The sequence below is a fragment of the Streptomyces durmitorensis genome, assembly GCF_023498005.1.
GTDB lineage: Bacteria > Actinomycetota > Actinomycetes > Streptomycetales > Streptomycetaceae > Streptomyces > Streptomyces durmitorensis.
The window spans coordinates 8,559,226-8,579,717 of record NZ_CP097289.1 but is presented as its reverse complement, the minus strand read 5'-3'; the positions used below and the strand labels follow the sequence as shown (position 1 = coordinate 8,579,717).

Below are 20,492 nucleotides of genomic sequence, written 5' to 3'. Positions count from 1 at the left end.
GGGTGACCTTAACGCCGTATTGACGCCCACCAGCCAATCAGCAACTAGGGGAAGAGCTGTGTCCGCATCACGTCTCAGCCAGACGCCACTCCCAGGCATCGGCATCCGGTACGACCTGACCACCCGAGAACACCGCCAGATCTCGGTCGTCGCGCACCGGGACGGCGCGCGCACCCTCAGCGCCTACCGTGCCGACGACCCCGACGAGTGCGCCCTCTCGCTGCGGCTGAGTTCCGGTGAGGCGGACGCGCTGATCGACGCGCTGATGCCCTCGCACCACAGCCCGAACCTCCTGCACACCACCGACCTCGGTCTCGTCGCCGAACGCATCGAGGTGACCGGCACCTCGCACTGGAACGGGCGGGTGCTCGGCGAGACCCAGATGCGCACCGAGACCGGCGCCTCGATCGTGGCCGTCCTGCGCAGGGCCGAGGCCATTCCGTCGCCCGCGCCGGACTTCCGCCTCGCGGGCGGGGACACCCTCATCGTGATCGGCACCCGCGAGGGTGTGGAGAGCGCCGCCGCGATACTCGGGCGGGAGTGATTCGATGCACTCCGCTGTCTTCCTGATCGAGTTCGGCGCGATCATCCTCGCGCTCGGGCTGCTCGGCAGATTCGCCGGACGGTTCCGCTTCTCCCCCATTCCCCTCTATCTGCTCGCCGGGCTCGCGTTCGGCGAGGGCGGGCTGCTTCCGCTCGGCGCCAGTGAGGAGTTCGTCGCCATCGGCGCCGAGATCGGCGTCATTCTGCTGTTGTTGATGCTGGGGCTCGAGTACACCGCGAGCGATCTGGTCAGCAACCTCAAGACCCAGTACCCGGCCGGTCTGGTCGACATGGGGCTCAACGCCGTGCCGGGCGCGATCGCCGCCCTGCTGATGGGCTGGGGTCCTGTCGCCGCCGTCGTCCTCGCGGGCGTCACCTGGATCTCGTCGTCCGGAGTCATCGCGAAGGTCCTGAACGACCTGGGCCGCCTCGGCAACCGTGAGACGCCCGTCATCCTCAGCATCCTGGTCCTCGAAGACCTGGCGATGGCCGTGTATCTGCCCATCATCACCGCCCTGTTGGCCGGTGTCGGCTGGGCCGCGGGCAGTCTCACCCTGGGCATCGCGCTCGGGGCCGCCGGTCTGGTGCTGTTCCTCGCCGTGCGCTACGGCCGCGTCATCTCGCGCTTCGTGTCGAGCGACGACCCCGAGAAGCTGCTCCTGGTCGTCCTCGGTCTGACCATCCTGGTCGCCGGGATCGCGCAGCAGCTCCAGGTCTCCGCCGCCGTGGGGGCGTTCCTGGTCGGCATCGCCCTGTCCGGCGAGGTCGCCGAGGGCGCGCACAGTCTCCTCGCGCCGCTGCGGGACCTGTTCGCCGCCGTGTTCTTCGTCTTCTTCGGCCTGCACACCGATCCGGCGAGCATTCCGCCGGTGCTGCTTCCCGCGCTTGTACTGGCCGTCGTGACGGCGTGCACGAAGATCGCCACGGGGTACTGGGCGGCCCGCCGCGCCAAGATCTCCGTCAAGGGGCGGTGGCGGGCGGGCGGTGCGCTTGTGGCGCGCGGCGAGTTCTCCATCGTCATCGCGGGGCTCGCCGTCACCGCGGGCATCGAACCGTCGCTCGGCCCGCTGGCCACGGCGTACGTCCTGATCCTCGTGATCGTCGGCCCGCTGACCGCACGCTTCGCGCAGCCGGTGGCCGCACGGCTCTCCCGAAGCCGCAAAGCCACGGCTACGGTGTCTCTGCCTCCTCAGCGGGAGCCGGTCCCGGCCACGGAGGACTCGCTCGACGGGCAGGGCACGGGGGGCCGTTCCTGATTCCGGCGCAGTCTGATTCCGGCGCAGTCTGATTCCGGCGCAGGGTGGGCGCCGAAGCGCGGCCATGGCCCGATCATGTCGAGCATTGGCCGTCCACCCTGCTTCCAAAGCCGAAACCGCCGTCGAAGATGAAGCTCCGAAGAGTCCAGTCCAGGAGGAACGATGGCGTTGGAGATGCGGGACCGTTGCGAGCGCTGCGAGAAGGCGGCCCTGCCTCTCGACGCGCCGGCGCGTATCTGCTCCTACGAGTGCACCTTCTGCGAGCCGTGCGCCGTCGGCATGCAGCATGTCTGCCCGAACTGTGGCGGCGAGTTGGTGCGCCGCCCCACTCGCGCATCGGCCTGAGGGCACCGCGGGGCTGAGGGCACCGCAGGGCTGAGGGCGCGCGCCCCGGAAAAGGCTCCGGCCGAGCTCGTCGAGCTCGGCCGGAGCCTGTTCGCGTCGGGCGTCTCACCGCCCCACGGCGTACCCCTGCATTCCCCGCGGGTTGGCCGCCGCCGAGAGCACCCCGGTCCGCGGGTCCCGCGCCACCGCGCACAGCCGCCCCTCCGACCAGGGCTCGCCCACCGTCACGTCGTGCCCGCGCCGCCGCAGCTCCTCGATGACCGCCTCGTCCATGCGGGACTCGACCGTGACGCTGCCCGGACGCATGCCGCGCGGGTAGAAGGAGCCGGGGAAGCTGTCGTTGTGCCAGTTGGGGGCGTCGATGGCGCCTTGGAGGTCGAGGCCTCCGCGTACGGAACCGCGCAGCGCGACCGCCAGGAAGAAGTGGACCTGCCACTGGTCCTGCTGGTCTCCACCCGGCGTGCCGAACGCCATCACCGGTACGCCGTCCTTGAGCGCGAGGGACGGTGTCAGGGTGGTGCGCGGGCGGCGGCCCGGCGTCAGGGAGTTGGGGAGGCCCTCTTCGAGCCAGGCCATCTGGAGGCGGGTGCCGAGCGGGAAGCCCAGTTCGGGGACGACCGGGTTGGACTGGAGCCAGCCGCCGCTCGGCGTGGCCGCGACCATGTTGCCCCAGCGGTCGACGATGTCCAGGTGGCAGGTGTCGCCGCGGGTCGCGCCGTCCGCCGAGACGGCCGGTTCGCCGGGGACGGGTGAGGTGCCGCTCTTGGCGACCGTCGGCTCGCCGGCGCCCGCTCCGGGCAGGCCGAGCGCGTCGAAGCCGGGCTCGCCCGCGGCGACGGCGCGAGCGTGGTCGGAGATCTTCGCGGTGCGCCCGCCAGGGCTTCCCGGGCGCAGTTCGTGCGAGGCCTTCTCGCCGATGAGCGCCCGCCGCTCCTCGTTGTAGGCGGGGGACAGGAGATCGGCGAGCGGGACCGTACCGGCGCCGTCCGCGTCGCCGTACCACGCCTCGCGGTCCGCCATGGCGAGCTTGCAGCCCTCGATCAGCAGGTGCACGTAGTCGGCCGAGCCGTACACGGGCAGGTCCGCGCGTGCGGAGGGCAGCACGGCCAGCTGCTGGAGGAACGCCGGGCCCTGGCTCCAGCCGCCCGCCTTGCACAGGGTCCAGCCGTTCCAGTCGTACGTCGCGGGGGCCTCGTAGGTCGCTTCCCATCCGGCGAGGTCGGCGGCCGTCAGCGTTCCGGTGTGCCGGGATCCGCTGGTGTCCATCGTGGGGACCGCGGCCTGGCGTATGAGCGCCTCGGCGATGAAGCCCTCGCTCCAGGTCTTCCGCGCGGCCTCGATCTGCTCGGTGCGCGAGCCGTTGCCCGCTTCCTCGATCACGCGGCGCCAGGTCGCGGCGAGCGCAGGGTTGCGCAGGAGTTCGCCGGGGCGCGGGGACTCTCCGCCGGGCAGGTAGACCTCGGCCGACGAGGGCCACTCGGTCTCGAAGAGTTCGCGCACCGTCTCGACGGTCTCGCCGACGCGCTCCACGGGCGCGTGCCCGTCCTCGGCGTACCCGATGGCGTACTTGAGGACATCGGCGAGGGACTTGGTGCCGTGGTCGCGCAGGAGCACCATCCACGCGTCGAAGGCGCCCGGCACTGCGGCGGCGAGCGGTCCGGTGCCCGGCACGAGGTCGAGGCCGAGCGAGCGGTAGTGGTCCACGGTCGCTCCGGCGGGCGCGACGCCCTGCCCGCACAGGACCCGCACCTCCCCTTCGGCGGGCGCCACGATGATCGGCACCTCGCCCGCCGGGCCGTTGAGGTGCGGCTCGACGACGTGCAGGACGAAACCCGCGGCGACGGCCGCGTCGTAGGCGTTGCCGCCGTCCTCCAGGACGGCCATCGCGGACTGCGAGGCGAGCCAGTGGGTGGAGGACACCATGCCGAAGGTGCCTTGGAGTGTCGGCCGGGTGGTGAACAAGAGGGCTGCTCCTAGCGTGCGGTGCGGGTACTGGGGATCGTACGGAGGGTCTGGGCCGCGGCGGCGTCCGGAGCCGTTCCGTCGTCGGCGACGAGGTGGCAGGAGACCTCGCGTCCGCCGTCTCCGGGCAGCGTGCGCAGCGCGGGCACCTCGACACGGCAGCGGTCGACGGCCAGCGGGCAGCGCGTGTGGAACCGGCACCCCGGTGGCGGGGCGAGGGGGCTGGGCAGTTCACCGCTGAGGACGATGCGCTCGCGGGTGCGCTGGAGCGCCGGGTCGGGCACGGGCGCGGCGGAGAGGAGCGCCTGGGTGTACGGGTGCTTGGGGTCGGCGAACAGCTCGGCGGTCGGGGCCTGTTCGACGATCTGGCCGAGGTACATGACCGCGATGCGGTCGGCGAGGAACTCCACGGCGGCCAGGTCGTGCGTGATGAACAGGCACCCGAAGCCGCGGTCGCGCTGGAGATCGGCCAGGAGGTTGAGGACCGAGGCCTGGACGGAGACGTCCAGGGCCGATGTGGGTTCGTCGGCCACCAGGAGGTCCGGGTCGACGGAGAGCGCGCGGGCGATGGAGATGCGCTGGCGCTGCCCGCCGGAGAGTTCGTGCGGATGCCGGTCGGCGTGCTCGGGGCGCAGGCCGACCTGGGCGAGGAGTTCCGCCACGCGCGCGCGTGCGGCGTCCCCCTTGGCGATGCCGTGCAGGCGCAGGGGTTCGGCGATGATCTGCCCGACGGTCATGCGCGGGTCGAGCGAGGAGGAGGGGTCCTGGAAGACGAGGTGGAAGTCCTTGCGCAGGGGACGCAGGGCGCGCCGCGAGAGGCGGGTCACGTCTTGGCCGTTGATGTGGATGGCGCCGCCGGTGGGTTCGTCGAGCCGCACGGCGCACCGACCCACCGTCGACTTGCCGCTGCCCGACTCGCCGACGAGTCCGACGACTTCGCCCTTGCCGACGGTGAGCGTGACGCCGTCGGCGGCGCGTACGACGCCGCCGGGTCCCGCGAAGTGCCGCTCCAGGTCCCGCAGTTCGAGCACCGGCTGCGCGTCGCCGTCGCGCGTCTGGGTGGGGGTCACTGTCCGGCCTCCTGGGTGGTGGGCGTGAGCACGGGGGTCTCCTGCGGGTGCCAGCAGGCCGCCCGGTGCGCGGCATCGGCTCCGGCGTCCAGGGACACCGCTTTGAAGCCGGGCCTGCGCGTCGTGCACTGGTCGTCCGCGTGCGCACAGCGCGGGGCGAAGTTGCAGGCGTCCGGCTGTGCGTCGAGGCTCGGCACGAGACCGGGGATCTCGGGCAGGCGGCGCTTGCCCTCACCGCCGGGGCGCAGGACGGCGCCCAGCAGGCCGCGGGTGTAGGGGTGGCGCGGTTCGGCGAACAGCTCGTGCACGGGGGCCTGTTCGACGGGGCGGCCCGCGTACATGACCAGGACCCGGTCGGCGGCGTCGGCCACCACGCCCAGGTCGTGGGTGATCAGGACGATCGCGGTACCGAGCCGTTCGCGCAGGGACTGCAGGACTTCGAGGATGCCCGCCTGGACGGTGACGTCGAGTGCGGTGGTCGGCTCGTCGGCGATCAGGACGGACGGGTCGCAGGCGACGGCGATGGCGATCATGACGCGTTGCCGCATGCCGCCGCTGAGCTGGTGGGGGTATTCGTCGACGCGCTGGGCGGGGGCCGGGATGCCCACCAGGTCGAGGAGTTCGACGGCACGCGCGCGTGCCTCCTTCTTCGACAGGCCCTGGTGGCGCCTCAGCACCTCGCCTATCTGTCGCCCGATCGTCAGGACCGGGTTCAGCGAGGACATCGGCTCCTGGAAGATCATCGCGATGTCCTTGCCGCGGACCCGCCCGAGCTCCTTCTCGCTCGCTCCGGCGATCTCGGTCCCGCCGAGTCTGATCGACCCCTCGATGCGCGCGGTGGGCGGCAGGAGCCCCATCACGGCCATCGCCGTGACGGACTTGCCGCACCCCGACTCACCGACCACCGCAAGTACTTCGCCCGGTGCGACGTCGTACGAGAGATGGTCGACGGCGTGCACGGTGCGAGTGTCGGAGCGGAAGGAGACCGACAGATCGCGCACGCTCAGTACTGGGTTTGTCATCGGGTGGCTCCTCGGGGGTCGAGGACGTCCCGCAGGCCGTCGCCGAGCAGATTGAACGCCAGGGTGGCCGCGACGACGGCGAGTCCGGGGAAGACCGCCATCCACGGCGCGGGCGCGAGGAAGGACTGGGCGCCGGAGAGCATCACGCCGAGCGAGGCGTCCGGTGGCTGCACGCCGAGACCCAGGAAGCTGAGCAGTGCCTCGCCGATGATCGCGGCGGGGATGCCGACGGTCGCCTGGACGGTCAGCGCGGAGGTGGCGTTGGGCAGGATGTGCCGGAGGAGCACGGTGGCGTCGCCGCCTCCGTTGGCGACGGCGGCGGCCACGTAGTCGACGTGCCGCAGCCGCAGCGTCTCCGCGCGGGTGATGCGGATGACGGCCGGGATCTGTGAGATCCCGATCGCGATGGTCGCGTTGGTGAGCGAGGGGCCGAGCACCGCGGCGAGCCCGACGGCGAGCACCAGGAAGGGGAAGGCCAGCATCGTGTCGGTGAGCCGTGAGACGACGCTGTCGGTGAACTTGCCGTAGTAGCCCGCGAGCAGCCCCAGCGGCACGCCGACGACGAAAGCGAGCGCCACCGCCAACACGCCCACCTGCATCGACGCCCGCGCCCCGTACACGACGCGGGAGAGCTGGTCGCGGCCGAGGTCGTCGGTGCCCAGCCAGTGCGACCAGCCGGGCGCGGCAAGGGCGTCGGCGAAGTCGGGGCGCGCCGGATCGTAGGGCGCGACCAGGGGCGCGAAGAGCGCCACGAGGACGAACACGGCGGCGATGACACCGCCGGTCATGGCGAGCCGGTTCTTGCGCAGGGCGCGCAGCTTGCCGCTGCGCGCGCTCGCGGAACGTATCCGTCCCAGCGTGGTGAGGACCGCTGTGGTCACCGGGCACCTCCGAGCCGGATGCGCGGGTCGATGACCGAATACGCCACGTCGACCAGCAGGTTGATGAGGATGTACGCGGCGGAGGTGCACAGCACCACGCCTTGCAGGGTCGCGTAGTCGCGGGTGAAGACGGCGTCGATGGTGAGTTTGCCGAAGCCGGGCAGGACGAAGATCTGCTCGGTGACGACGGCGCCCGAGATGAGGTGGCCGAGCTGGAGCCCGAGCACGGTCACGACCGTCACCAGGGAGTTGCGCAGCGCGTGCCCGCCGATGACCTCGCGCCGGGACAGGCCCTTGGCCCGCGCGGTGCGTACGTAGTCGGCGGAGAGCGAGTCGAGCATCGCCGCCCGTGTCTGGCGCATCACCACGGCGGCGAGGCCCGAGCCGAGGACGATCGCGGGCAGCACCATGCGGCGCAGGTTGTCGAGCGGGTCCGTACCGAAGGGAACGTATCCGGATGCCGAGAAGACCGGTAGGGCGATGGCGAACCCGAGGACCAGGACGATGCCCAGCCAGAAGGTGGGGATGGAGAGCCCGAGGAGGGCGAGGGCGTTGGCCAGCCACTCCTCCGGCTTTCCGCGCCGCACGGCGGCGACGATGCCCGCGCCGATGCCGACGGTGACCGCCAACAGCAAGGAGAGGGCGGCCAGTTCGAGGGTGATGGGCAGGGCCGCGGTGATCGCGTCGGCGACGGGGAGGCCGGTGCGTGAGGAGGTCCCGAGGTCACCGGTGATCGCGTGGCCGATGAACCGCCCGTACTGGATGACGATGTTGTCGTCCAGGCCGTAGCTCTCGCGGACCGCGGCGAGCGCCTCGGGGCTGCGCTCCTCGCCGGCGAGGGCGAGCGCGGGGTCGCCGGGCAGGGCGCGGATCCCGGCGAAGACGACCATGCTCACGAGGACGAGCGTGATGCATGACTGCCGGAGCCGGGTGAGGATGTAGGCCGTCATGGGGCTCAGCCGCGGGGTGATCGAGCGGGCGGGACCCAGGCGCAGGGGGCTGAGGCTCATCGCGCGTACCCCGCAGTCGTGACGCGGACCAGGCCGTCGCCGTAGACGCGGACGCCCGCGACGTCCTTGCCGGTGACGATGTAGTTCTTCTGCCGGTAGAGGTAGATGAGCCCGCGCCTCTCCTGCGCGCGGTGGGTCAACTCCGCGTAGATCTTGGCGCGTTCGTCCGGGTCGGCCTCGGTGCGGCCGCGCTCGACGAGGCGGTCGATGGTCGGGTCCGAGAGGCCGTAGGCGTTCATCGCGCCGCGTGTCTGCAGGAAGCTGGCGATGTTGCCGTCCGGGTCGAGCCGCCCGGACCAGCCGCTGGTGAAGGCGTCGTACTTCCCGGAGTCGGTCTCTTCGAGCATCGTGGCGTACTCGGTGGGGCGCAAGGTGACGGCGAACCCCGCTTCCTTGGTCATGGCCTGGACGACTTGTCCGAGGCGGCTGGACTCGGGCGTCGTGGACACCTTCAGCTCGATGCGGACCGGCGTCTTCACCCCGGCCTCCTTCAGGAGCCGCTTGGCCTTGGCGACGTCCCGCTCGGGGCAGACGGACGCCTTGACGCCGGGCGCGATGGCGGACTCGGGTGAGACGGGGCCGCAGGCGGGCTCGAACATGCCCTGGAAGACGACCTTGTTGATGAGATCGCGGTCGATGGCGAGCTCGAACGCCTCACGGACCTTCGGCTCGCGCGCGAGGGGCGTGTCGATGCGCCCGGGCTTCTGCCCGAGGCCCTTCACGTTTCCCACGTTGAGGCCGATGCCCTGGTAGCCGAGCGAGGGCGAGTTGAAGAGTTGGAGGCCGGGCTCGGTCAGCGCGCTGCGGACGTCGACGGGGGTCATCTGGTCGCCGACCTGGATGTCGCCGGAGCGCAGGTTGGCCAGGCGGACATTGCCGTCGGGTATCGGCTTGTAGATCACTTTGTCGAGGTGGACCTGGTCGGCCGCGTAGTAGTTGGGGTCCTTGGCGAGCACGATGCGGTCGCCGCCGACGCGCTCCACGTACTTGAACGGGCCCACGCAGGAGGGGTGGTTGGTGAAGTTCTTGCCGTACTTCTTGAGTGCGGTCGGCGACATCACCATGCCCGAGCGGTCCGCCAGGACGGCGGTCAGCGGCACGTAGGCCTGCTTGAGCGTGAGCTCCACCGTGTACGGTCCGGTCGCCTTCGCCCCGGCCAGCGGGGCGAGTTCGGTGGCGCGCGCCGAGCCCGCGAGGTCGCGGTGGCGCAGCAGCGAGGTGACGGCGGCCTCCGCGTCCAGCTTCGTCCCGTCGCTGAACTTCAGGCCCTTGCGCAGGCCGAAGGTGACGGTGCGGCCGTCCTTCGACGTCTTGGGAAGGGCCGTGGCGAGCTGCGGGATCACGGTCCCGTGCTCGTCGATGTCGTAGAGCTTCTCGCACATCCCGGCGAAGACGGTGCGGCCCACGAGGGTCTGCGCGAGGGTCGGATCGAGCTTGTCCGGGTCGGCGTTGAGGGCGACGGTGAGGGTGCCGCCGTCGCGCACGGGACGGTCGTCGGTCATGCGCTCACCGCCGACCTCGGTGGCCGAGGACTGCAGGGAGCCGCAGCCCGCCGTCAGGGACATCACCAGGGCAACTGCCGCGAGGGCAACCGCTTTTCGGCGCACGGGTAGGTACCTCCGCCAGGGGTGGTTCCGGGCTGATCGTGGACGATCAAGGAATACGGCAGAACGTATTTCGCATACAGTCCGCACACAAGAGGCCTGTCCGGATGCCGGACCGGATTTGATGAAGATTGAATAACCGGGCGCGACATTCGGCGGCCTATCCGTCCATCAAGGGACGACGTGCCTTTCCGTGCCTCAAGGGACGACCTGCCGCATGCCGCCCGACGGGCCGTTGTCAGTGGGCCGCGCTAATCTCCGCGCAACTGACCGTTCACCCCGATCTGGGAGGTTTTCATGGCCTCGCGTCTCAACCCGTATCTGAGCTTCGGCGGCGATGCCCGCCAAGCGCTGGAGTTCTACAAGGAGGTCTTCGGCGGCGACCTGGCCCTGAACACCTTCGGCGAAGCCGGCCACCAGGGCACTCCGGAGGCCGACCAGATCATGCACGGCATGCTGGAGGCACCGAACGGCTTCACCCTGATGGGCGCCGACACCCCGCCCGGCATGCAGCACACCCCCGGCAGCAACTTCTCGGTGAGCCTCAGCGGAGACGACGACGCCGAGCTGCGCGGCTACTGGGAGAAGCTCTCCGCCGGCGCCTCGGTGGCCGTGCCGCTGGAGAAGCAGATGTGGGGCGACGTCTTCGGCATGTGCACGGACCGCTTCGGCGTCCCCTGGATGGTCAACATCAGCGAGCCGCAGAGCTGACCGCCCACCCGCGGTCCGCAGTGCTGATCACCCGCCCGCGGAACCGACCGGTCGTCCGTCCGGGGCCCGGCCCTGCCGTGCCCCGGTCGCGGCCTGTGACCAGCGCGCCTACGGTGTGACGGGGATGTCTTGTGTGGCGGGGGGCGTCTGGAGGCACCGATGGACCGCTCGCCCGCGCCTGAGCCCTTCGATGCGGTGCAGACCGCGGGATCCTCGGCGTCCTCTCCCCCACATCCGAGCGGCGGGAGCCACGAGCACCGCTGGCTGATCCTCGGGATCGTGGGGATCGCCCAACTCATGGTGGTCCTCGATGCGACGATCGTGAACATCGCGCTGCCGTCGGCCCAGCAGGATCTCGGGTTCAGCGACGGCAACCGCCAGTGGATCGTCACCGCGTACGCACTCGCCTTCGGCAGCCTGCTGCTCCTCGGCGGGCGGATCGCCGACCTGGTGGGCCGCAAGGTGGTCTTCCTCGCCGGTCTCGGCGGCTTCGCCCTCGCCTCGGCCCTCGGTGGCGCGGCGACCAGCTTCACCATGCTCGTGGTGGCCCGCGCCCTCCAGGGCGTCTTCGGCGCGCTCCTCGCGCCCGCCGCGCTCTCCCTGCTCACCACGACGTTCACGGACCCCAAGGAGCGGGCGAAGGCGTTCGGCATCTACGGCGCCATCGCGGGCGCGGGCGGCGCGGTCGGCCTGCTCCTCGGCGGCGTCCTGACCGAGTATCTGGACTGGCGCTGGTGCCTGTACGTGAACCTCATCTTCGCCGTGCTCGCCATGCTGGGCGGCGCCCGGCTGCTGCACGGGGGCAGGCCCGCGGACCGGCCGAAGTTGGACGTCCCCGGCACGCTGCTGGTCTCCGCGGGCCTGTTCTGCATCGTCTACGGCTTCTCGAACGCCGAGACGCACGCCTGGAGCGACGTCGACACCTGGGGGTTCCTGGTCGTCGGCGCCGTCCTGGTCGCGGCTTTCGCCTGGTGGCAGACGCGGGCCGAACATCCGCTCCTTCCGCTGCGGGTGGTGCTCGACCGGGACCGCGGGGCGTCGTTCCTCGCCATGTTCATCTCGGGCGCCGGCATGTTCGGCGTCTTCCTGTTCCTGACGTACTACCTCCAGCAGATCCTCGGCTACACGCCCGTCAAGACGGGGCTCGCCTTCCTGCCGATGGTCGCCGTGATGGTGGTGATCTCGGTCGTCACGACCAACTGGCTCGTCCCGCGGTTCGGCGCGAAGCCGATCGTGCCGCTCGGCATGGGTCTCGCGGCGGCCGCGATGGCCTGGCTCACCGCCCTCGACGTGCACAGCGGGTACGCGGCCCACGTGCTGCCGCCGCTGCTCGTCGCGGGTCTCGGCCTCGGTCTGGTCTTCGCCCCGGCGATGAGCATGGCGACGGCGGGCGTCGCCGCGCACGACGCGGGTGTGGCGTCGGCGATGGTCAACACCAGCCAGCAGGTGGGCGGTTCGATCGGCACGGCCCTGCTCAACTCGCTTGCGACCAGCGCCGCGGCCAACTACCTGGTGGGCAAGCAACCGACGCCGGAGGTCCAGGCCCAGTCCGCGATGGAGAGTTACTCGACCGCGTACACGTGGTCGGCAGTCTTCTTCGCGCTCGGCCTCCTCGTTACGGTCGTGCTCTACCGCAGAGGAGCTCCCGTCCACTCGGACGCGGACGGCGGCACGGTGCACATGTAGAGCGGCGGTGGGGCGATGGTTTCGACGGAGAAGGCTTCGGCGACGGACAGCGCCGACGGCGGCGTCGCGCTGAAGTCGGCGCGGGGCCGCTGGGTGCTCACCTGTGCCGTCCTCGCGTCCGGCATGGCCATGCTGGACGGCACGGTGGTGAACGTCGCCCTGCCCACGCTCGGCCGCGATCTGGACACCTCGCTCGCGTCCCTCCAGTGGGTCGTCAACGCCTACATGCTCACGCTCTCGGCCCTGCTGCTGCTCGGCGGAGCGCTCGGCGACCGCATCGGCCGGCGGCGCACCCTGGTCATCGGCGTCGTGTGGTTCGCCCTCGCATCCGCCCTGTGCGGGCTCGCGCAGGACGCGGGGATGCTCATCGCGGCGCGGGCCCTGCAGGGCATCGGCGGCGCGCTGCTCACACCGGGGTCGCTCGCCCTGGTGCGTACGTCGTTCCGGCCGCAGGACCAGGCACGCGCGGTGGGCGCGTGGTCGGGGCTCGGCGGGGTCGCGGGCGCGATCGGGCCGTTCCTCGGCGGCTGGCTGATCGACGGTCCCGGCTGGCGGTGGATCTTCCTGATCAATGTTCCGCTGGCCGCGCTCGTGCTCTTCGCGGTCCGCCATGTGCCGGAGAGCCGGGCCGAGGGCGCCACGGAGAAGCCGTTCGACGTGACGGGGGCGTGCCTTGCGGCGCTGTTCCTCGCGGGCATCAGCTTCGCGCTGATCGGCGCCTCGGGAGACTCCTCGAAGGCGGTGGCTCTCCTGCCGGGTCTCGGCGGCCTCGCGGCGGGAGTCGCCTTCGTCGTGGTCGAGCACCGCCGCCGCAACCCGATGCTGCCGCTCTCCCTCTTCCGCTCCCGCCTGTTCAGCGCGGCCAACGTCATGACGCTGTGCCTGTACGCGGCCATCGGCGGGCTCTTGTTCATGCTGCCGGTGCAGTTGCAGACGACGCTCGGCTACGACGCACTGCAGGCGGGCACCGCGACGCTCCCGATCACGGTCCTGATGCTGCTGCTGTCGGCCGCGGCGGGCGATCTGTCGCGGCGGGTCGGCCCCACCCTGCCGCTGGTCGCCGGTCCGTTGGTCGCGGGCGCCGGTGCGCTCCTGATGCTGCGGATCGAGCCGGGCGCCGCGTACGTCACGGAGGTCCTGCCCGCGGTCGTGGTGCTCGGCCTGGGGATGAGCCTGTTCGTGGCTCCGCTGACGGCGACGGTCCTCGCCTCGGTGGACGCGGGGCGCGCGGGCCTGGCGAGCGGCGTGAACAACACCGCGGCGCGGGTGGCCCAGATGCTCGTCGTCGCCGCGCTGCCGCTGGCGGTGGGCCTTTCCGGGACGGCGTACGCGGATCCCGACGCGCTGAACACGGCGTTCGGCAAGGCGGCCGTGGGCTGCGCGGGCCTGTTCGTCCTCGCGGCGGCAGCGGCGGCGGTCTTCATCCGCCCGCGGCCCGCCTCCTGGCACGAGGACGCGGGGAACACGCCGCGCTGCAAGTCCCATCTGGGCGTCAGCGCACCGCCGTTGGAGCCGGGGAAGGACTGCGCGGGATGAGGGCCGTGCCGAGGGGCCCGGCCCTCAGAGCACCACGTCGGGAGCGTCGCGCACGAACAGCGTGACCGACACGCTCTCCTTGAAGCCGTTGCGCCGCATCAGCGCGGCGGACGCCGTGTTGCGCGACTCGACATCGGTCACGACGGCCGTGGCACCGGCGGCGGTCAACGTCGCGCAGCAGGCCTGCACCAGATGGCTGGCGACGCCCTGCCCCTGGTAGTCGGGGGCGCTGGCGATCCACTCCAGGTTCCCCCAGTCCGCTCGCTGGTCGAATCCCATCGAGCCGAGGACGAACCCGGCGAGGGCGTCACCGTCGAGCGCCACCCAGCAGGAGGAGGCATCGGCGTCCATGTGCCCGGCGATCGCCGAGAGGGACCAGGACGTGTACGGCTTCACCGAGGTGTCGTACAACTCGCGCCCCAGGGCGAGGACGTCGGCCAGATGGGTGGGGGCCATCCGTTCGAGGACGATCGGGGACCGCTGGTGAGCGGCGGCGGCTGACATGGGACCTCCCGGGTGACGGACGCCGGGGCCCGCACGGGGGCGGGGCGGTGACCGGCTGCTTCTCACGCTATGAGGGCCCGGGGCGTCGCGCACGCCAGGACCGGCGGCCACGGCGCCCCCGGCTGAACCGAGGAGCCCCTTAACAGACTGCTGTCGCGAGCGCCTATCGTGGTGCGCATGTCCGCTCCTGAGCTGATCCGCATCGTCTCCCGTTCCTCTCCCATGGCGCTGGCCCAGGTGGAGCGCGTACGCGCCGAACTCACCGCGCTGCACCCCGGGATCCGCACGGAGGTCGTGCCGGTCACAACCTCCGGCGACCGGTGGATGGGGGACCTTTCGAAGCTCGGCGGCAAGGGCGCGTTCACCAAGGAGGTCGACGCGGCGCTGCTCGCCGGTGAGGCGGACCTCGCGGTGCACTGCGTCAAGGACGTACCGGCGGACCGGCCGCTTCCTGCGGGCACCACCTTCGCCGCGTTCCTCAAGCGGGACGACATCCGCGACGCGCTCATCCACCCGGGCGGGCTCACCCTTGACGAGCTGCCCGCGGGAACCCGCATCGGCACCTCGTCGGTGCGCCGAATCGCTCAACTCGCGGCGTCACACCCGGAGTTGGAGTGCGTACCGATGCGGGGGAACGCCGGGCGCCGGATGGAGAAGCTGGCCGCGGGCGACGCGGACGCGCTGCTGCTCGCGGTGTCGGGCCTTGAGCGCATCGACCGTATGGACGTGGTCACCGAGGTCCTGTCGGTGGAGACGATGTGTCCGCCGATCGGCGCGGGGATCCTGGCGCTCCAGTGCCGCGAGGACGACACGGAGACCATCGACGCCGTGTCGGGCCTCGGCGACCCCGAGGCCTGGCGGGAGGCCACCGCCGAGCGCATGTTCCTGCACGTCCTGCAAGGGCACTGCAACTCCCCCATCGCCGGGTACGCGCGCTGCGAGCGGGGCGGCGACCTCTCGCTGCGCGCCCGCGTCTTCACCCCGGACGGCAAGACGGTCCTCAACGCCCACGAATGGGCGGGGCCGCTCGACCCGGCGACGCTCGGCACGTCCGTGGCCGTGACGCTGCTGCGCCAGGGCGCGCGCGAGCTGATCGACTCCATCGCGCACTGAAAAGCATGGCCGGTAATCCCGACGCTGAACTGACGGCACCGGCAGCGCTCACGCGACGGTGACCTGCACGCCGACGGCGGCGATGGCGTCGAGTTCGCCCCCGGGCGCACCGGCGTCGGTGACCAGGGTGTGCACCCCGGCCGTCGGGCAGATCTTGGCGAACGTCGCCCTGCCGATCTTGGTGTGGTCGGCGACCACGACGGTGCGGCTGCTGTGGCCGGCGAAGGCGCGGTCGGTGGCCGCCTCCAACTGGTCGTGCGTGGTGCACCCGTGGACGGCGCTGATGCCGTCCACGCCGAGGAACGCGATGTCCGTGTGGTGGTCGGCGAGGGTCTTCTCGGCGATGGGGCCGACCAGTTCGTAGCTCTCGCTGCGGGCGGTGCCGCCGACCACGATCAGGGTGACGGTCGGGCGCAGGACGAGGGCGGCCGCGATGTTGACGGCGTTCGTGACGATCGTGACGGGGCCGCGGTCGGCGAGCAGACGGGCCACTTCCGTGGTGGTGCTGCCACCGGTGAGACCGACCACCGCACCGGCGGGGACCAGGTGGGCGGCGGCCCGCGCGATGGCCTGCTTCTGCGGGGAGCGCTGACCGACCCGGTGCCGCAGCGGCACCTCGATGCTCAGGCCGCCGAGGACCGCGCCCCCGTGCGTGCGCTCCAGGAGCCGCTGGTCGCTCAACTGCCGCAGGTCACGGCGGACGGTGGCCTGCGAGACCCCGAGGAGCAGGGACAACTGCGCCACGTCCGCGCTGCCTTGGGCAGCGACATGCTCAAGTATCCGCGCCTGGCGGTCGCTTCTCAGCACCGGTCGAGCATAAGCCGGGACGACCGGCCCGAGCAGAGTCCCGCAAGATTGATGCGCGTTTCTGCTCAAGTGCGTCACGTGCTTCTCGGTCCTCTCCCCTTGACATGACTGAAACTGCTCGATTAACTCCCTGGCACGCCGATGCCGAGCACTCGGCGCAGAGGTACGCCCAGCCGGTAGTTGGCCTCGGCCATGAGCCCGGACTGAGTCGCCAGGACCCTTTTCCGTGTCCGAGGCGGGGACGTGCCCTCGGACATCTGGAGCTCCTCGATGAGCCTCAATCGTGTTCTGCGCAGGGGCATCGCCGCGTCCGCGGCGCTCACGGCCACCGCCGCCGCCTGCCTGCTCGCCCCGTCGTCGGCGTCCGCGGGCGCGGCCGCCGCCGAACTGCCCCCGCTGCACGCCGGGTTCGACTACCAGATAGGCGGCGCGTACACGCCGCCCGCCGGGGTCGAGATCGTCAGCCGCGACCGAGCCGCCGCCCCCGCGCCCGGCCTGTACAACATCTGCTACCTCAACGCCTTCCAGGCCCAGCCCGGGGCCGAGGGCGACTGGGATCCCGACCTGCTGCTGCGGGACGCCGACGGCGACGTCGTGTACGACGGCGAGTGGGGCGAGGCCGTCCTGGACATCCGCACCGCCGACAAGCGCGAGCGGATCGCCGCCAAGGTCGGCGGCTGGATCGACGGCTGTGCCGACCAGGGCTTCCAGGCCGTCGAGCCGGACAACTACGACACCTTCACGCGCTTCCCGGACCTGCTGACGGCCGATCAGGCCATGTCCTACGTCGCGCTGCTCTCCGCGCACGCCCACGAACAGGGCCTGGCCGCCGCGCAGAAGAACACCCCCCAGCTGGCGGGCGAGCGCGAGCGGACCGGGCTCGACTTCGCCGTCGCCGAGGAATGCGGCGCGTACGACGAGTGCGGGGATTACACCTCCGCGTTCGGTGACGACGTCCTGGTCATCGAGTACACGGACAGCGGTCTGCGCAAGGCCTGTTCGGGCTGGGGCGAGCGGCTGAGCATCGTGCGCCGCGACGTCGACGTGTCGCCCGCGGACAGCAGCGGATACGTACGCCGGACCTGCTGAACCGCGGCCATCCGCGTCGCCGCGCCGCGCGGGCTTCCCCGGCGCGCAGATCGCCCGGAACCGGGCGTCGCGCCCCACCTCCCCGCCATGGACGTTCCGTCCATGGACCCTTCGCGCCGCGGGCGCATCCGATCCCCCTGGAGGCAGTGATGAGCGCAGGAACCCGAGCGCCGGGAAGACCCTCGCGGCGCGGTGTGCTGCGCGCGGGCGGCGCGGCGGCGCTTACGGCGGTCGGGGGCGCGCTGGCCGGCTGCGGCACGGGGCCCGCCGACGGGGTCGGCCCCGACGGGCGGGTGACCATTCAGCTGTGGCACGGACAGACGGACACCGCGGCCAAGGTGCTCAAGGGCCTGGTCGCCCGCTTCCACGCCGCTCATCCGGACATCCGCGTCGACCTGGGCGGCGGTGTGCTCGCCGACGCCATGCTGCAGAAGGTCACCGCCGCGCTCGCCTCGGGCTCGTACCCCGATGTCGCCTACGTCTTCGGCTCCGACCTGGCCAGCGTCGCCCGCAGCCCCGAGGTCGTCGACCTGACCTCACAGGTGCGCGAGGGGCCGACGCCGTGGCGCAACTTCTGGGCACCGGCCCGGCAGGCCGTCACCATCAACGGCCGGGCCCGGGCGGTGCCCGCGGTCCTGGACTGCCTCGCCGTGGTCTGCAACAAGAAGCTGTTCGCTCAGGCCGGGATCGATCTGCCCGAGGCGGGCTGGACCTGGCAGGAGTTCACCGACACCGCGCGCCGCCTGACCGATGCCTCCAAGGGACGGTTCGGCACCGGCTGGCCCGGCACCGGCGACGAGGACACCGTGTGGCGGATGTGGCCGATGGTGTGGGACCTGGGCGGCGACGTGATCGCCGACGACGGGCACGGCATCGGCTTCGCGAAGGAGGGCGTACGCGCCCTGGAGGTCGTACGGGACCTGGCGCGCGACAAGAGCGTCTACGTCGACCCCAAGCCAGGCAGCGAGCAGATGTACCAGGTCTTCCTGTCCGGGCGGATGGGCATGGTGCCCACAGGACCCTGGCAGCTTCCGGACATCACGCAGGCCGAGGTCGACTACCACGTGGTGCCCCTGCCCAGCTTCAGCCGCCGCCCCCTGACCATCTCGGGCCCCGACACCTGGACGGTCTTCGACAACGGCTCGGCCAGGACGGAGGCGGCCCGCACCTTCGTCACCTGGCTCAACCAGCCCGCCCAGGACAGCCGTTGGGCCGTAGAGGCGGGCGGCCTTCCGCTGAGCCGCCGCAGCCAGGACCGTCCGGCCTGGCGCGAGCACGCCGACCGGATGCCGGGCCTTCCGGTGTTCACCGAGGCGGTCGCATCGGCGCGGGTGCGTCCCGTGCACGCCGCCTACCCCCGCATCTCCCAGTCCCTCGGGCAGGCGGTCGTCTCCGTACTGCTCGGCCGCAAAAGCCCCGCCGACGCGGTGCGCTCCTGCGCCGAAGAGGCCAACGCCGCCCTGCTGATCCCGCGTTGAGGACGTTGAGGACACCGCCATGCCGTCACTTCCCCGCCCCCTGACTCTGCCGCCCGACACCTCCGGCCGACGTGCCCTGCGCCGTCGGCGCCGCGGCGAGACCGTCACCGCCTGGGCCTTCGTCTCCCCCGCGGTGCTCGTCATCCTCGGCCTGAGCGTCCTGCCGGTCGTGTGGTCGCTGCTCCTGTCCTTCCAGGCCAACGACCTGGTCACGCCCAGCCGTTGGGTGGGCCTCGACAACTACCGCGCCCTGTCGCAGGACCCGCACTTCAGCCAGGCCGTGCGCAACACCCTGCTCTACACCGTGTTGTACGTGCCCTTGAGCATCGGCATCGGACTTGCCCTCGCCCTGGCGCTGAACCGGCGGATCCGCTTCGTCGGCCTGTACCGCACCTTGTTCTTCGTGCCGTTCGTCATCTCGGCCACCGCCCAGGGCGTGCTGTTCTCGTTCATCCTCGACCCCGACTTCGGGGCGGCCAACTCCGTCCTCCACCACCTGGGGATCTCGCCGCAGGGCTTCCTCACCGACTCGTCGCAGGCGCTGTTCGTGCTGGTCGCCATCACCCTGTGGAGCGGCACCGGACTGTGCACCGTCATCTACCTGGCCGCGCTCCAGGACGTCGACCAGTCCCTGATCGAGGCCGCCCGCCTGGACGGCGCGGGGCGCAGGCACCTGCTGCGGCACGTGACGCTGCCCGCGCTCTCCCCGGTCAGCGTGTTTCTGCTGCTGTGGCAGACCATCCAGTCCCTCCAGGTCTTCGACCTGGTCTATGTGACCACCAAGGGCGGGCCCCTCGGTTCGACCACGGTGATCGTCTACTTCATCTGGGAGCAGGCCTTCAAGAACTTCACCGCCGGGTACGGCGCCGCGGCCGCCTACGTCCTGGCGCTCGCCCTGTTCGTCGTGGCCGCCGTGCTGCGCGTGGTCCGTGGCCGTGAGCGCACCCTCCGTACGAAAGCAGCCGCCTGATGACCGCGACCACCACCGCGCCCGGAACCACCGCACGCCGGGCGTCCGAGCCCGCCGCTGTGCGCCACCGCCGCTTCCGGCTGCCCTTCAGCGCCTGGCACGTTCTGCTCGCGCCGCTGGCGGTGCTCTTCGCGGTGCCGCTGCTCTGGCTGCTCCTGAGCTCGGTGATGAGCAACGCGGAGATCAACCGCTTCCCGCCCGCGCTGTGGCCCTCGGGCATCGACCTGGGCGGCTACCGCTATGTCCTGGGCAACGCCATGTTCCCGCGCTGGCTGATGAACTCCGCGATCGTCTCCGCCGTCGCCGTCGCATCGAACCTCGTCTTCGGCGCGCTCGGCGGCTACGCGTTCGCGCGGATGCGCTTCCGCGGCTCGCGGGTGCTGCTCGTGCTGATGCTTGCGACGATGGCGGTGCCCTTCCAGCTGACGATGATCCCCACCTTCCTGGTGATGAAGAAGCTGGGCCTGATCGACACCCTGGGCGCGCTGATCGTGCCCTCCCTCGTCACGCCGTTCGCGGTGTTCCTGCTGCGGCAGTTCTTCCTCTCCCTGCCCAGGGAACTGGAGGAGGCCGCCTGGATCGACGGCTGCTCGCGGCTGCGGGTCCTCTGGGCGATCGTGCTTCCGCTGGCGCGGCCCGCGCTCGCCACGGTGGCCGTGCTGACCTTCCTCACCACGTGGAACGACCTGACGTGGCCGCTGATCGCGATCAACCACGACACCCAGTACACGCTGCAACTGGGTCTCACCACGTTCCAGGGGCAGCACCACACCCGCTGGTCCGCGGTGATGGCGGGCAACGTCATCACCGTCCTTCCGGTCCTGCTCGCGTTCCTCGTCGCGCAGAAGGCCTTCATCCGCTCGGTCACCTCCAGCGGCCTCAAGGGCTGACCTTCCCGGCCCGTC

At 71.4% G+C, this 20,492-nt stretch carries 19 protein-coding genes; 11 read left to right on the top strand and 8 right to left on the bottom strand.

The annotated features are described in order from the left end of the window. Positions 1-58 precede the first annotated feature (58 nt). From M4V62_RS38390 to M4V62_RS38380, 3 genes are all read left to right on the top strand, one after another. Positions 59-544 (top strand): cation:proton antiporter regulatory subunit, encoded by a 486-nt coding sequence (locus M4V62_RS38390; RefSeq protein ID WP_249591803.1) that lies wholly within the window; start codon positions 59-61, stop codon positions 542-544. Positions 545-548: 4 nt separating this feature from the next. Next, positions 549-1,799 (top strand): cation:proton antiporter, encoded by a 1,251-nt coding sequence (locus M4V62_RS38385; protein WP_249591802.1) that lies wholly within the window; start codon positions 549-551, stop codon positions 1,797-1,799. Between the two features lie 162 nt (positions 1,800-1,961). Beyond that, entirely contained in the window at positions 1,962-2,144 is a 183-nt protein-coding gene (locus M4V62_RS38380) for a DUF1272 domain-containing protein (protein ID WP_249591801.1), read from the top strand. Between the two features lie 105 nt (positions 2,145-2,249). Here the strand turns inward: M4V62_RS38380 and M4V62_RS38375 are convergent, their stop codons facing one another. From M4V62_RS38375 to M4V62_RS38350, 6 genes are read right to left on the bottom strand one after another with little or no spacing between them, the layout of a single operon-like run. After that, the gene (locus tag M4V62_RS38375) at positions 2,250-4,106 is read right to left on the bottom strand and encodes a gamma-glutamyltransferase family protein (RefSeq protein WP_249591800.1); all 1,857 of its coding nucleotides are present in this window, start codon (positions 4,104-4,106) and stop codon (positions 2,250-2,252) included. Positions 4,107-4,117: 11 nt separating this feature from the next. Continuing rightward, entirely contained in the window at positions 4,118-5,176 is a 1,059-nt protein-coding gene (locus tag M4V62_RS38370) for an ABC transporter ATP-binding protein (RefSeq protein WP_249591799.1), read from the bottom strand. Further along, the gene (locus M4V62_RS38365) at positions 5,173-6,198 is read right to left on the bottom strand and encodes an ABC transporter ATP-binding protein (RefSeq protein ID WP_249591798.1); all 1,026 of its coding nucleotides are present in this window, start codon (positions 6,196-6,198) and stop codon (positions 5,173-5,175) included. The genes M4V62_RS38370 and M4V62_RS38365 overlap by 4 nt, the downstream gene beginning before the upstream one ends. Beyond that, entirely contained in the window at positions 6,195-7,079 is an 885-nt protein-coding gene (locus M4V62_RS38360) for an ABC transporter permease (protein WP_283779133.1), read from the bottom strand. Before M4V62_RS38360 ends, M4V62_RS38365 begins: the two co-directional genes overlap by 4 nt. Further along, entirely contained in the window at positions 7,076-8,029 is a 954-nt protein-coding gene (locus M4V62_RS38355; protein WP_344646359.1) for an ABC transporter permease, read from the bottom strand. Before M4V62_RS38355 ends, M4V62_RS38360 begins: the two co-directional genes overlap by 4 nt. Positions 8,030-8,085: 56 nt before the next feature. Beyond that, positions 8,086-9,696, bottom strand: a complete 1,611-nt coding sequence (locus M4V62_RS38350) for an ABC transporter substrate-binding protein (RefSeq protein ID WP_249591796.1) — start codon at positions 9,694-9,696, stop codon at positions 8,086-8,088. Between the two features lie 294 nt (positions 9,697-9,990). Here M4V62_RS38350 and M4V62_RS38345 point away from each other — a divergent pair, with 294 nt between their 5' ends. From M4V62_RS38345 to M4V62_RS38335, 3 genes are all read left to right on the top strand, one after another. After that, the gene (locus M4V62_RS38345; RefSeq protein ID WP_249591795.1) at positions 9,991-10,404 is read left to right on the top strand and encodes a VOC family protein; all 414 of its coding nucleotides are present in this window, start codon (positions 9,991-9,993) and stop codon (positions 10,402-10,404) included. Positions 10,405-10,563: 159 nt separating this feature from the next. Then, positions 10,564-12,090, top strand: a complete 1,527-nt coding sequence (locus tag M4V62_RS38340; RefSeq protein WP_249591794.1) for an MFS transporter — start codon at positions 10,564-10,566, stop codon at positions 12,088-12,090. A gap of 15 nt (positions 12,091-12,105) precedes the next feature. Beyond that, positions 12,106-13,626: an MFS transporter gene (locus M4V62_RS38335; protein WP_249591793.1), complete on the top strand. Its 1,521-nt coding sequence runs from the start codon at positions 12,106-12,108 to the stop codon at positions 13,624-13,626. 24 nt (positions 13,627-13,650) lie between these two features. On the opposite strand, the gene M4V62_RS38330 is transcribed toward M4V62_RS38335, so the two are convergent. After that, positions 13,651-14,130, bottom strand: coding sequence for a GNAT family N-acetyltransferase (locus tag M4V62_RS38330; protein WP_249591792.1), 480 nt, complete (start codon positions 14,128-14,130; stop codon positions 13,651-13,653). A 177-nt stretch (positions 14,131-14,307) separates the two neighbouring features. Between M4V62_RS38330 and hemC the strand changes: the two genes are divergently transcribed. Beyond that, the gene (gene hemC, locus M4V62_RS38325; protein WP_249591791.1) at positions 14,308-15,243 is read left to right on the top strand and encodes a hydroxymethylbilane synthase; all 936 of its coding nucleotides are present in this window, start codon (positions 14,308-14,310) and stop codon (positions 15,241-15,243) included. A 48-nt stretch (positions 15,244-15,291) separates the two neighbouring features. Here the strand turns inward: hemC and M4V62_RS38320 are convergent, their stop codons facing one another. Then, positions 15,292-16,050: a DeoR/GlpR family DNA-binding transcription regulator gene (locus tag M4V62_RS38320; protein ID WP_344646354.1), complete on the bottom strand. Its 759-nt coding sequence runs from the start codon at positions 16,048-16,050 to the stop codon at positions 15,292-15,294. 270 nt (positions 16,051-16,320) lie between these two features. Here M4V62_RS38320 and M4V62_RS38315 point away from each other — a divergent pair, with 270 nt between their 5' ends. The 4 genes from M4V62_RS38315 to M4V62_RS38300 all read left to right on the top strand — a co-directional run bounded on the left by M4V62_RS38315 (position 16,321) and on the right by M4V62_RS38300 (position 20,477). Beyond that, on the top strand, positions 16,321-17,139 hold the full coding sequence (locus M4V62_RS38315; protein ID WP_249591790.1) for an endo alpha-1,4 polygalactosaminidase: 819 nt from the start codon (positions 16,321-16,323) through the stop codon (positions 17,137-17,139). A gap of 149 nt (positions 17,140-17,288) precedes the next feature. Then, entirely contained in the window at positions 17,289-18,617 is a 1,329-nt protein-coding gene (locus M4V62_RS38310) for an ABC transporter substrate-binding protein (RefSeq protein WP_249591789.1), read from the top strand. 19 nt (positions 18,618-18,636) lie between these two features. Then, complete coding sequence (locus M4V62_RS38305) at positions 18,637-19,587, top strand: carbohydrate ABC transporter permease (RefSeq protein WP_249591788.1); 951 nt, start codon at positions 18,637-18,639, stop codon at positions 19,585-19,587. After that, positions 19,587-20,477, top strand: a complete 891-nt coding sequence (locus tag M4V62_RS38300) for a carbohydrate ABC transporter permease (protein ID WP_249591787.1) — start codon at positions 19,587-19,589, stop codon at positions 20,475-20,477. Before M4V62_RS38305 ends, M4V62_RS38300 begins: the two co-directional genes overlap by 1 nt. The last annotated feature ends 15 nt before the right edge of the window (positions 20,478-20,492 follow it).

What these genes read in the sequence shown, in the direction of transcription:
- M4V62_RS38300 (WP_249591787.1), top strand. Translation starts at nt 19,587, where the DNA reads ATGACCGCGACCACCACCGCGCCCGGAACCACCGCACGCCGGGCGTCC.
- M4V62_RS38305 (WP_249591788.1), top strand. Translation starts at nt 18,637, where the DNA reads ATGCCGTCACTTCCCCGCCCCCTGACTCTGCCGCCCGACACCTCCGGC.
- M4V62_RS38355 (WP_344646359.1), bottom strand. Translation starts at nt 8,029, where the DNA reads ATGACGGCCTACATCCTCACCCGGCTCCGGCAGTCATGCATCACGCTC.
- M4V62_RS38335 (WP_249591793.1), top strand. Translation starts at nt 12,106, where the DNA reads ATGGTTTCGACGGAGAAGGCTTCGGCGACGGACAGCGCCGACGGCGGC.
- M4V62_RS38315 (WP_249591790.1), top strand. Translation starts at nt 16,321, where the DNA reads ATGAGCCTCAATCGTGTTCTGCGCAGGGGCATCGCCGCGTCCGCGGCG.
- M4V62_RS38340 (WP_249591794.1), top strand. Translation starts at nt 10,564, where the DNA reads ATGGACCGCTCGCCCGCGCCTGAGCCCTTCGATGCGGTGCAGACCGCG.
- M4V62_RS38365 (WP_249591798.1), bottom strand. Translation starts at nt 6,198, where the DNA reads ATGACAAACCCAGTACTGAGCGTGCGCGATCTGTCGGTCTCCTTCCGC.
- hemC (WP_249591791.1), top strand. Translation starts at nt 14,308, where the DNA reads ATGTCCGCTCCTGAGCTGATCCGCATCGTCTCCCGTTCCTCTCCCATG.
- M4V62_RS38310 (WP_249591789.1), top strand. Translation starts at nt 17,289, where the DNA reads ATGAGCGCAGGAACCCGAGCGCCGGGAAGACCCTCGCGGCGCGGTGTG.
- M4V62_RS38385 (WP_249591802.1), top strand. Translation starts at nt 549, where the DNA reads ATGCACTCCGCTGTCTTCCTGATCGAGTTCGGCGCGATCATCCTCGCG.
- M4V62_RS38345 (WP_249591795.1), top strand. Translation starts at nt 9,991, where the DNA reads ATGGCCTCGCGTCTCAACCCGTATCTGAGCTTCGGCGGCGATGCCCGC.
- M4V62_RS38380 (WP_249591801.1), top strand. Translation starts at nt 1,962, where the DNA reads ATGGCGTTGGAGATGCGGGACCGTTGCGAGCGCTGCGAGAAGGCGGCC.
- M4V62_RS38330 (WP_249591792.1), bottom strand. Translation starts at nt 14,130, where the DNA reads ATGTCAGCCGCCGCCGCTCACCAGCGGTCCCCGATCGTCCTCGAACGG.